The sequence below is a fragment of the Flavobacterium sp. genome (assembly GCF_044371705.1).
Taxonomy (GTDB): Bacteria; Bacteroidota; Bacteroidia; order Flavobacteriales; family Flavobacteriaceae; genus Flavobacterium.
Genome location: NZ_JBILTE010000076.1, coordinates 1 through 12,055 on the forward strand (window position 1 = coordinate 1; position 12,055 = coordinate 12,055).

Below are 12,055 nucleotides of genomic sequence, written 5' to 3' on the forward strand. Positions count from 1 at the left end.
GTCCTTTATTTGGGCCTACCGGAGTTCTGCTAGCCGCATTTGGATTTGCAGCATTGAACCCAGGTTTTGGAGCTATCCGTTTTCGTTTATTTTTATTTGGATCATTATTGGCATTAGCTGCACCGGGCGTGCCAGGCTTATTTGGCTGAATTTTCGGTTCTTCTTTTTTCTTTTTAGGTTTGTCAAACTGTGATAAATCAATTTTTTGACCCGTAGAAGTTGTACCGGAAAGTTTTAAATATTTCGTTTTAAATGTCTCATCAACCAAATCAGCTTCTGTAGCTCCCGCTTCATCTTTTTTAGCTTCTACAGGAACTACTGCTTCCGCTTTTTTAACGCTGATTTTTGGTGTAGATTTAACTTCACCTTTTGGTGTACTTTCTGCTACAACTTTTGCTTCAACAACAGGCTTTTCAACTATAGGATTCTCAACCTGCACTTCGGCAACCGGCTGCACTTTTTCAACTGCTTCAATCGGCTCATTAGCTACTTTTTCAACTGGCATTTCAACAAACTTTTTTGGTTCTAAATCTATTTTTCCAACAGATTTAGGACCTTGAACCACAGCTCTTGCTTTGATTATTTCTTGTTGCTGACGTTCTTCTTCAAGTTTACGTTGTTGTTCTAATTCTTTTTCACGCTCCAATCGTAGTGCTTCTTTTTCTTTTCTCTTTTCTTCACTAACTTCTTTAGAAGCTTCTTTATTCCCTTTATCGCGAGCAAATTCATTGCAAAGAATAGCATATACCTCTTCAGAAATTTTTGTGTTCGGACTAGCTTCAATAGCAACACCTTTATCTTTAAGGTGGTCCACAGCTCTTTCTAAAGAAATATTCAATTCTCTTAAGACTTTATTAATTCGTATATTCTTTTCTTCAGACATATAACTTTATTAGTATTTTTTTTGTTTAAAAATTAGTTATCAAGTTCTTCCTTCAATATTTTCATCACATCAAGAATAGTTTCCTCTTCTAAATCGGTTCTTCTAACTAAATCTTCAACACTTTGTTTCAATACGCTTCTTGCGGTATCTAAACCAATTTTTGCAAATTCATCAATAACCCATCCGTCAATTTCATCCGAAAACTCTGTTAATTCAACATCGTCTTCTTCTGCTACATTTCCTTCACGAATCACATCTAATTCATAACCTGTTAATAAACCGGCTAATTTGATATTGTGACCGCCACGACCAATTGCTTTTGAAACTTCCTCAAGTTTCAAAAACACTTCTGCTCTTTTAGCCTCTTCATCAATTTTGATTGAAGAAACTTTAGCAGGACTTAACGCTCTTGTAATAAACAATTGAATATTACTTGTATAATTGATAACGTCGATGTTTTCATTTCCTAATTCTCTAACAATTCCGTGAATTCTCGAGCCTTTCATGCCGACACAAGCACCAACCGGATCAATTCTATCGTCGTAAGAATCTACGGCTACTTTCGCTTTTTCGCCAGGAATACGAACTACTTTTTTAACCGAAATTAAACCATCAAAAATTTCAGGAATCTCTTGTTCAAATAATTTTTCTAAGAACTTTTCTGAAGTTCTTGACATTACAATTTGAGGCTTATTCCCTTTTAATTCAACACTTTCAACAATTCCTTTCACATTATCACCTTTACGGAAAAAGTCGGATGGAATTTGTTTTTCTTTTGGTAAAACAATTTCATTTCCGTCGTCATCAATCAAAATTACAACTCTTGGTCGTACATGATGCACTTCGGCAGAATAAATTTCACCAATTAAATCTTTAAAATGCTTGTATAGATTCGTGCTATCGTGTTCATGAATTTTAGAAATTAAGTTTTGACGCAAAGCCAAAATTGCTCTTCTTCCTAAATCAATTAATTTTACTTCTTCAGATACATCTTCGCCCACTTCAAAATCCGGTTCAATTTTTCTGGCTTCAGACAATGCAATTTCAGAATTTTCATCTTCTACTTCATCATCATTAACTACCACACGGTTTCTCCAAATCTCCATATCTCCTTTATCAGGATTGATAATGATATCAAAATTATCATCTGAACCATATTTCTTCTTTAATGCATTTCGAAAAACATCTTCCAATATAGCCATTAAGGTTACACGATCGATGGATTTATCGTCTTTGAACTCTGAAAATGATTCAATTAATGCTAAATTTTCCATACTATAATCTAAAAATTTCTAAAATGTTACTGTAACTATTGCTTCTTTAATTTCAGAATACGGTAATTCTATTCGTTTTTCTACCGTTTCTTTTCCTTTCCCAATTTTTTTGGGTTCGCGTGCCGTCCATGACAATGTAATAAATTCGTCATTTACATCATCTAACGTTGCTTCTATATTTTCGGTTGCAGTTTTTACTTTTAAAATGCGACCTACATTTTTCCTATATTGTCTAACCATTTTCAGAGGAGTAGAAAGGCCTGCTGAGGCTACCTCTAATCCAAAGTCATGCTCTTCTCTGTCTAAATTGTGTTCGATGGCTCTGCTAATATCAATGCAATCCTGGAGAGTAACCCCGTGATCACCATCTAAAGTAACCAGTATTTTTTGAGTATCTGAAATTGAAAAATCAATTAAAAACAACTCAGGTTTCTCTGCCAAACCATCATTCAACAACTGTAAAACTTGCTCTCTAAATGTCATATTTTTATAAAAAGAGGGGAGCAAAGCTCCCCTCATTATCCAATTTTAAACAAATAACGGTGCAAATATAGTGATTTTTTTATAAATCAAAAATGATTGTATATTTGAAAAAAAATATTTGTACCTTTATACTAAATAATTTTAACCAACTAGTAAACTATTTTACACTTGTATTTATGAAAAAAATTCTAATCCCAACTGATTTCTCTCAACATGCAGAATATGCTTTAAAGGTTGCTGCCCAAATTGCAAAAAAAAATAATGGCGAAATCATTTTGCTTCACATGTTGGAATTACCAAATCAAGCAGGTGATGCTGTATCTGCAGGGCATAGTATTCCTGAAGTCATGTTCTTTAAAAATGCAGCAATGAACAAGCTTGAAGAATTAATGGACGAAGAATACCTGGATGACTTAAAAGTTTCTGAAATTGTACAATTTGAGATGGCCTTTGACGGTATTATGGAAATAAGCAAAAAAAACCAAGTTGATTTGATTGTCATGGGTTCTCATGGGGCTAGTGGATTCAAAGAAATGTTCATAGGCTCGAATGCAGAAAAAGTAGTGCGTTCATCTGAAGTTCCGGTTTTAATTATTAAAAAGGAACTAGCTGAGTTCACTATCAATAAATTTGTATTTGCATCCGATTTTTCTGATGAAGCGAAAAAACCATTCCAAAAAGCGGTTGATTTTGCAAATAAATTTGATGCTGAATTGCATTTGTTAATGGTTAACACGCCTAACAGTTTTAAATCAACTTCTGTAGCTGAAGAAATTATGAATAATTTTGTTTCAGGATTTACAATCAAAAAACATTTTACACACATCTATAACGATGCAAATGTTGAAAAAGGCATTTTAAATTTTGCAAAAAGTATCGATGCTGATTTAATCGGAATGTGTACACACGGAAGAAAAGGTCTATCACACTTCTTTAACGGCAGCATCAGTGAAGATTTAGTAAACCATGCTTTAAGACCTGTAGTAACATTCAAAATCTAATTAGACTGAACCCAAAATAAAAATACCTCTCAGAACTGAGAGGTATTTTTTTTGTTGGTCCACAAGGACTCGAACCTTGAATGACGGTACCAAAAACCGTAGTGTTACCATTACACCATGGACCAGCTTTGCATAATGCGAGTGCAAATTTATAACATATTTTAATCTACACAAGTATTTCAGGCATTTTTATAAAAAATAATTTCAATTATTTCAAACCCACTGGAAACGAAGCTATAGGATTAGAATATTTTGTTAATACGCTTTTCATTCAACAAAAAAATAGTTTCTTTGTAGGTAATTTTATTAAACTTCAAACTAAATTAATGACAACATTTAACTTCAAGAAATGGAATACAGTTTTGGGATGGTTAGTATTCTCTATCGCATTAATTGTTTACACTTTAACTGTTGAACCCACCTTAAGTTTTTGGGATTGTGGTGAATATATTGCAACTTCAGCTAAATTACAAGTCGGACACCCACCCGGAGCACCACTCTATCAAATGATGGGAGCATTCTTTTCTATGTTCGCATCCGATCCGTCTCAAGTAGCATTCATGATTAATATGATGTCGGTTTTTTCTAGTGCATTTACCATTTTGTTTCTGTTTTGGTCTTCTTCAATAATTTTAAAAAAGATTCTATCCGAATTTTCAGAACCGAATAAATGGAATGACTTGGCTGTTTTGGGAAGTTCATTTGTTGGGGCTTTATCATTCGCATTTTCTGATAGTTTTTGGTACAATGCAGTAGAAGCGGAAGTTTACGCCATGGCTACTTTTCTTATAGCAATTCTTTTTTGGTTAAGTCTACGATGGGAAGCCGAAATGCATGAACCCAGAGGTAACAAATGGTTGTTGATTATCTGCTTGGTGATTGGACTTTCTTTTGGCGTGCATTTTATGGCTTTACTAACCATTCCAGCCATGGGATTACTATACTATTTCAAAAATTACAAAACAATTACCTTTAAAAACTTCATTTTAGCAAATATTTTAGTGGTAGCTATTTTACTATTTATTTTCAAATTGCTATTGCCAATTACCATGGCACTATTTGGAAAAACTGAAGTATTTATGGTAAATACATTGGGAATGCCTTTTGATTCCGGAACTGTATTCATGACGCTTTTTCTTATTGCTTTTTTTTATTTTGGTTTACGTTATACCAAAAAGAAAAACTTGCCACAATTTAATACATTACTATTGTGCATTCTTTTTATTTTTATTGGTTTTTCAACCTGGTTAATGTTACCCATACGTGCCAATGCAAATGTAGTAATTAACGAAAACAGGCCTTCAGATGCACGTGAAGTTTTGGCCTACTACAACCGAGAGCAATACGGACATAATCCTTTGTTTTATGGCCCTCAATATACGGATACTTTTGCTGGACTAGATGAAGACGAACCTTATTTAGACAATGCTCCAAACTATGAAAGAGACTATGCTTCCGGAAAGTATGTTATTACCAATAATTATAAAAATGCGGTGCAAAATGGCGACTCCAAACACAAAGCAATTCTGCCACGTCTATGGAGCACGGATCATATAGAAAATTATATCAATTTTACAGATGTTCCCAATTTTACTATTAACCCGGAATATTCTGAAGAAGAAGAACTAATCAATATTGTTATTGATTTCAAACAAGCTTATGCCACCGGAAGATTGGACAGTGAAGATTATCTGAAATTCTTAAAAACGTATGGAAACTATTTAATCATCGAAAAACCAAAAACTGCAGACAACATCAGTTTTATGTTTGAATACCAATTTGGCTATATGTATTGGAGGTATTTGATGTGGAATTTTACCGGAAGACAAAATGACAATCAAGGCAAATATGACACTTTAGATGGAAACTGGCTAAGCGGAATTTCCTTTGTTGATTCACTTCACTTAGGCTCTCAGGAAAATCTTCCATCGGATGTTTTAAATAACAAAGGAAGAAACGTCTATTTTTTCCTTCCTTTTATATTAGGAATCATTGGATTGCTTTTCTTGGCAAACAAAAATCTAAAATGGTTTTACATCCTTTTAGTGCTATTTTTATTCACCGGTTTTGCTCTAAAAATATATTTAAACGAACGTCCTTTCGAACCAAGAGAACGAGATTATGCGTTAGTAGGATCTTTTTATGTTTTTGCTCTTTGGATTGGCTTTGGCGTCTATGCCATCTTTGATTACATCAAAAAATGGCTTGCCCCAAAAATCGCAGCTCCATTAATCATTGTATTAACGCTTTGTGCCGCTCCACTATTAATGGCTTCTCAAAACTGGGACGATCACGATCGTTCTGAAAAGTATACTGCACTTTCAAATGCTAAAGCCTATTTGCAATCTTGTGAGCCAAATACCATATTATTTACAATAGGTGATAATGACACCTTCCCTCTTTGGTATGCTCAAGAAGTTGAAGGAATAAGAACTGATGTGCGAATTGTAAACACGAGTTTGTTAATGACCGATTGGTACATTGATCAAATGAAAGCAAAAGCTTATGAGTCTGAACCGGTGCCTATTACTTTTGAAAGAAATCAATACGTTGGAGATAATTTAGACTATTGTGTATTTAATCAAAAAACGGAAAATCGTTGGGAATTAAAAGATCTTTTGGGATTTATTGCAAACGATGATGAACGAACGTTTGTTGATATGCCTAACGGACAAAAAATTCATTTCTATCCAACCAATAAAATCAGAATTCCGGTTGATAAAAATGCCGTGATAAAAAACAAGGTAGTTGCTTCAAAATACAACGATTCAATTGTGCCATATATTGATGTAGATATCAAAGGACGAGCCCTTTATAAAAACCGATTGATGATGTTTGATATTATCAACAATAACAATTGGGAACGACCTATTTGCTTTACTGGCGGTAGTTTTAGTGATGAAGATTATCTTTGGATGAAAGACTTTTTACAATTACAAGGATTGGTTTATAAATTGGTTCCCGTTAAAACTCCGATTGACGAAGAAAATGCTCCAATGGATATGGGTATGATTGATTCAGATGCCATGTACGACATTGTGATGAAATGGGATTGGGGCAACGGCGACAGCAAAACAATTTATCATGACCCGGAAACCAGAAAAAACAGCATTTCCTACCGAACCAATATGGCTCGCTTGATGGAACAACTAATCAATGAAGGCAAATTGGATAAAGCCAAAAAAATAATTGATTTGGCGATGGATAAAATGCCAATGGAATATTATGGATTCTATACAATGGTTGAACCTTTTGCAGGAGGTTACTATGAGGTAGGTGAAAAAGAAAAAGCTCGTGCCATTCTATCAAAATTGATTAAAAAATACCAAGAGAATTTAACTTACTTTGCTGGTTTAAAAACATCTGAACAAAATGATATGGCTGTTGAAATCATCACAAATATCGAACGATACCGATCATTACTCCAAACAATGAAAGACCGCGGTGATGTGAGTTTTTATGAGCAAGAAAAAGTGAGTTTCAATAACCATAATAAACGATTTGATCGATTCAATCGAGATTTTGAATAATTAATTAAAGAGCCATTCATTTGGCTCTTTTTTTTGATAGAAAAACCTATGAAACTGTTTTGGGTAAAAACAAATAAAATAGTCAAGAAACTGTTTTCAAACTATGTTTGGAGCATTTCAACTACCGAGCCAAAAGTATACTTGACTTTTGATGACGGTCCGACTCCTGAAATTACTGAATGGGTGTTGGAACAATTAAAACAGTATGATGCCAAGGCTACATTTTTCTGTATCGGCATTAATATTGAAAAGCATCCGGAGATTTTTAAAAAAATTATTGCTGACGGACACTCCGTTGGAAATCACACTTTTAATCATGTAAAAGGATGGAAAACAAGCAATCAAACCTATTTTGAAGAAGTGGATAACTGCGAGAAAAGCATTCAAAACTTTTCTGTCAATAGTCCTCAAACAAAACTTTTTCGTCCCCCTTATGGAAAAATCAAACCTTCTCAATCGAAAGTTTTAAGAAAAAATGGCTATAAAATTATAATGTGGGATGTACTAAGCGTTGATTTTGACAGAAACACCGGTCCGGAAAAATGTTTGAGTAATGTCACAGAGAACATTGCCAACGGCAGTATTATCGTTTTCCACGACAGTAAAAAAGCATTCCCAAATTTGGAATATGCCTTGCCTAAAACATTGGAATTTTTAAAAAATAAAAGTTTTGTTTGTGAGAAATTGTGCTAGATTTGCTCTTGAACTAATCCGATGATGGTATTGGCATCTAATTCACCTGATTGTCTCCAAACCATTTGCCCTTCTTTGTAAATCATCAAAGTTGGCAAACCTTTGATTCGAAGTGCATCAGCTAATTCCTGATTTTTATCCACATCAATTTTAATCACTTTAGCTTTATCGCCTAGTGCTGCCGCTACATCTCTAATTACGGGATGCATTGCTACCGCAGGTTCGCTCCACTCTGTATAAAAATCAATTAACACAGGCACCTGAGCATTAATAAGTTCACCAAATTTTGACATAAATTGACAAATTTTATATTGAAATTAAACCTATTCTTAAACTAATAATATACAAATGTAGTATTTTTAACGAATTATACTATTTTTTCCCCTTTTTTTAGTTCGATTACGGTGATTTCAGGCCAAATACCTACTCTTCCCGGATAGGCATGGAACCCAAAACCTCGATTCACATACACATATCGTCCCCTATTTTCATACAATCCTGCCCATTGTTTATAGACATATTGCACCGGACTCCATTTAAAAAATCCCGGAATTTCAATACCAAACTGTAATCCGTGAGTATGACCGGAAAGTGTCAAATGATAGTGGTTTTCATGATTTTTTACTTCATATTCCCAATGGCTGGGATCATGACTCATCAAAATTTTAAAATCATTTTTTTCTAAACCGGAAGTAGCCTTTGAAAGATCGCCTGCTTTTTTAAAATTATGACCCCAATTCTCTACTCCAACAACAGCAATTTCTTCGTTTCCTTTTCTCAGCTTAATATTTTCGTTTAGCAGTAATTTAAAGTCAATTTGTCGATGTAAATCTTTAATCGCTTCAAAATTATCAGCTTTTTCTTTTTGAGTAGGCCAATTGATGTATTCGCCGTAATCATGGTTTCCTAAAACTGAATATTTACCAAAGGTTGGATTGTGCAATCCTTTAAAGGTGTCAATCCAAGGATGCATTTCTGTGGCATGCGTATTCACTATGTCGCCTGTAAACAGAATTACGTCAGAATTTTGTTCATTAATCAAATCAACGGCATACTTGATTTTTTCTGCATTATCAAAACTTCCCGAGTGAACATCCGAGATATGTGTAATGGTTGTGCCATCAAAGCTTTCAGGTAAATCAGGGAAAAACAAGGTTTGTTTGATGACTTTAAAATTGTACTTCCCTTTGGTCATTCCATATAACAGTGACAAAAAAGGAACTGCGGCAATACCAAGAGCAATTTGGCTAACAAATTTTCTTCTGTCAGGCAAAAAAGACCCTCGGTCGTTGTCTCCCATAAAATGAATAATTGTTCCAGAAATTAATCGGATGAAATCCTCTCCAAACAAAACCAATGTCAGAACAATTTTGGGGATAAAAGTGATTAAAAGTAAGCCTAACGTATACAGCGTCTGCTTATTCTGGCCCACGCTTCTGTCAAACTGAGTAAATGAGTAAACAATGTAAACTAGTATTAGTACACTCAAGAGAATATAAGAATAGTGCACCCATTTCACTCGAGATACAGTTCTGAATGCCTGAAAAGCATAAATCTCGACAATAGCAACAAAAAGAATGAAAAACAATAATCGCACTATCACAGCAAATTTTTAGGCAAAGTAACAAAGAATCAACTGCTTAATAGTTAATAAATAATTAAAATTTAAAGCCTTTCAAACAAAGGATACTTTCACCAAGATTCCTTATTTTTACCTTCTTTAAATTTATTTGTATGTCTGATCAAAAACGCCTGTTCCTTCTTGATGCTTACGCTTTAATTTTTCGTGGGTATTATGCTTTTATAAAAAATCCGCGAATCAATTCCAAAGGAATGGACACATCTGCCATTATGGGATTTATGAATGCGTTGATGGATGTGATTAAACGCGAAAAACCCGATCACTTGGCCGTTGCATTTGATAAAGGTGGCAGTGATTTTAGAAATGAATTATTTCCTACCTATAAAGCCAATCGTGACGAAACTCCTGAAGCAATCAAAATCGCGGTTCCGTATATTCAAGAATTATTGAAAGCCATGCATATTCCAATCATGGAAAAAGCAGGATTTGAAGCCGATGATTTAATTGGCACCTTAGCCAAACAAGCTGAAAAAGAAGGTTTTCAAGTTTTTATGGTCACTCCTGACAAGGATTTTGCTCAATTGGTTTCCGAAAATATTTTTATGTACAAACCCGCCCGACTGGGGAATGAAATTGAAATTTGGGGAATCCCAGAAGTACTAGCGAAATTTGAAATTGAACATCCGTTGCAAGTGATTGATTTTCTCGGGATGAAAGGTGATGCAGTGGATAATATTCCCGGTTTTCCGGGAGTTGGCGATGTGACGGCTAAAAAATTATTGAAAGAATTCGGTTCCATAGAAAATCTTTTAGCCAATACCGATCAACTAAAAGGAGCCATCAAACAAAAAATTGAAGACAATGCCGAACAAGGTTTGTTGTCTAAAAAACTGGCTACTATCCTACTCGATTGTCCGGTAACCTTTGATGCTGCAGATTTTGAATTGTCTAAACCCGATGTGCAAAAAACAGATGAAATTTTTCAGGAACTTGAGTTTAGACAAATGAAAGCTCAGTTTGATAAATGGTTTGGCACGGGGAAAGAATATGATGAAATCAGTACCAATGGAAATGGAGAGGTCAATGACAATAGCGATAACAATAATTATCCCGAAGCTTCGGGACAAAAGAAACCAGTTGCTAAAAAATCCAATGAAGAGCAATTCGACTTGTTTGGTTTTAGTGATGATGATTCAAATGAAGTGAGAACAAATTCGTTTTATGCTACCTTAGAAACAACCGAACATTTTTACCAAAGCATTCAAGGCGATTTACCTGTGAAATTATTGATGCAGAATTTAATGAATCAAACGGCGGTTTGTTTTGACACCGAAACCACCGGAATTGATGCGTTGAATGCCGAATTAGTTGGTTTGGCACTTTCGTGGGAAAAAGGAAAAGCTTTCTATGTTCCGTTTCCTGAAAATCAGGGAGAAGCTCAGCAATTACTTGAAAAATTCAGGCCTTTTTTTGAAAGTGAAACCATTGAAAAAATTGGTCAGAACCTTAAATATGATTTGAAAATACTAGCAAATTATGGCATTGCTGCCAAAGGAAAACTATTTGACACCATGATTGCTCATTATTTGATCAATCCCGATATGCGTCACAATATGGATATTTTATCGGAAACATATTTGAAATATTCGCCAAAATCCATTGAAACGTTAATTGGTAAAAAAGGTAAAAATCAAAAATCAATGCGTGATGTCAATCTCGAAGACATCAAAGAGTATGCAGCCGAAGATGCTGATATTACCTTTCAATTAAAAGAAGTTTTCAGTCCGATTTTAGACAAAGCCGAAACGAAGAAATTGTTTGATGAAATAGAAATTCCATTAATTCCTGTTTTAGTTGCGATGGAATCCGAAGGTATTCGATTGGATGTGGAATTTTTGAAAAAAATGTCGGTCGATATGCAAAAAGACATCACCGAATTTGAACAAAAAATCTATGAAACGGCCGGTGAAAAATTCAATTTAGCTTCTCCAAAGCAATTGGGCGATATTTTATTTGATAAATTAAAAATCGGCGGAGCCAAACAAAAGAAAACCAAAACCGGTCAATATGCCACCGGCGAAGAGGTTTTGAGTTATTTGGTAAACGAACACCAAATTGTGAAAGACATTTTGGAATGGCGACAAATGGTGAAATTACAAAGCACCTATATTGATGCATTACCCAATCAAGTAGATCCAAAAACGCAACGCGTTCACACCGATTATATGCAAACGGTAGCTGCAACAGGTCGATTGAGTTCAAACAACCCGAACTTGCAAAACATTCCGATTCGAACCGAAAGAGGTCGATTAATCCGAAAAGCATTCATTGCCAGAGATGAAAATTATACGTTAGTTTCTGCCGATTATTCACAAATTGAACTTCGCATTATTGCCGCTTTATCCGGCGAAGAAAATATGATTAAAGCGTTTCAAAATAATGAAGATATTCATAAAAGTACCGCTGCAAAAGTGTTCAATGTTCCACTGGAGGAAGTCACCAAAGAACAACGAAGCAATGCAAAAACGGTGAATTTCGGAATTATTTATGGGGTGTCGGCATTCGGACTTTCCAATCAAACCAATTTATCCCGAAAAGAAAGTGCCGAA

The 12,055-nt window shown here is 34.7% G+C and carries 8 protein-coding genes, 1 tRNA gene and 1 pseudogene; 4 read left to right on the plus strand and 6 right to left on the minus strand.

All coding sequences use genetic code 11. The annotated features are described in order from the left end of the window. The 3 genes and pseudogenes from ACIQ2S_RS06900 to rimP form a co-directional block, all read right to left on the minus strand. Nucleotides 1–883 (minus strand): annotated as a pseudogene (locus ACIQ2S_RS06900) (translation initiation factor IF-2); the annotation flags it as partial. Nucleotides 884–915: 32 nt separating this feature from the next. Further along, the gene (nusA, locus tag ACIQ2S_RS06905; RefSeq protein ID WP_396174305.1) at nucleotides 916–2,157 is read right to left on the minus strand and encodes a transcription termination factor NusA; all 1,242 of its coding nucleotides are present in this window, start codon (nucleotides 2,155–2,157) and stop codon (nucleotides 916–918) included. Between the two features lie 18 nt (nucleotides 2,158–2,175). Further along, nucleotides 2,176–2,640 (minus strand): ribosome assembly cofactor RimP, encoded by a 465-nt coding sequence (gene rimP, locus ACIQ2S_RS06910; RefSeq protein ID WP_396174308.1) that lies wholly within the window; start codon nucleotides 2,638–2,640, stop codon nucleotides 2,176–2,178. A gap of 176 nt (nucleotides 2,641–2,816) precedes the next feature. Here rimP and ACIQ2S_RS06915 point away from each other — a divergent pair, with 176 nt between their 5' ends. Further along, nucleotides 2,817–3,641: a universal stress protein gene (locus tag ACIQ2S_RS06915; RefSeq protein ID WP_396174310.1), complete on the plus strand. Its 825-nt coding sequence runs from the start codon at nucleotides 2,817–2,819 to the stop codon at nucleotides 3,639–3,641. Between the two features lie 54 nt (nucleotides 3,642–3,695). On the opposite strand, the gene ACIQ2S_RS06920 is transcribed toward ACIQ2S_RS06915, so the two are convergent. Next, nucleotides 3,696–3,766 (minus strand) — tRNA-Gln (locus ACIQ2S_RS06920). A gap of 201 nt (nucleotides 3,767–3,967) precedes the next feature. On the opposite strand from ACIQ2S_RS06920, the gene ACIQ2S_RS06925 reads away from it, so the two are divergent. Beyond that, on the plus strand, nucleotides 3,968–7,171 hold the full coding sequence (locus ACIQ2S_RS06925) for a DUF2723 domain-containing protein (protein WP_396174312.1): 3,204 nt from the start codon (nucleotides 3,968–3,970) through the stop codon (nucleotides 7,169–7,171). 48 nt (nucleotides 7,172–7,219) lie between these two features. Beyond that, nucleotides 7,220–7,864 carry a polysaccharide deacetylase family protein gene (locus ACIQ2S_RS06930; RefSeq protein WP_396174314.1) on the plus strand — a complete coding sequence of 215 codons (645 nt, stop codon included), beginning with the start codon at nucleotides 7,220–7,222 and terminating at the stop codon, nucleotides 7,862–7,864. Here ACIQ2S_RS06930 and ACIQ2S_RS06935 read toward each other — a convergent pair. Then, nucleotides 7,861–8,157: a thioredoxin family protein gene (locus tag ACIQ2S_RS06935; protein ID WP_396174316.1), complete on the minus strand. Its 297-nt coding sequence runs from the start codon at nucleotides 8,155–8,157 to the stop codon at nucleotides 7,861–7,863. The genes ACIQ2S_RS06930 and ACIQ2S_RS06935 overlap by 4 nt on opposite strands. A 74-nt stretch (nucleotides 8,158–8,231) precedes the next feature. Beyond that, nucleotides 8,232–9,467 (minus strand): metallophosphoesterase, encoded by a 1,236-nt coding sequence (locus ACIQ2S_RS06940; protein WP_396174318.1) that lies wholly within the window; start codon nucleotides 9,465–9,467, stop codon nucleotides 8,232–8,234. Between the two features lie 131 nt (nucleotides 9,468–9,598). On the opposite strand from ACIQ2S_RS06940, the gene polA reads away from it, so the two are divergent. Then, the coding region (gene polA / locus ACIQ2S_RS06945; RefSeq protein ID WP_396174320.1) for a DNA polymerase I at nucleotides 9,599–12,055 on the plus strand (2,457 nt) is incomplete at its 3' end.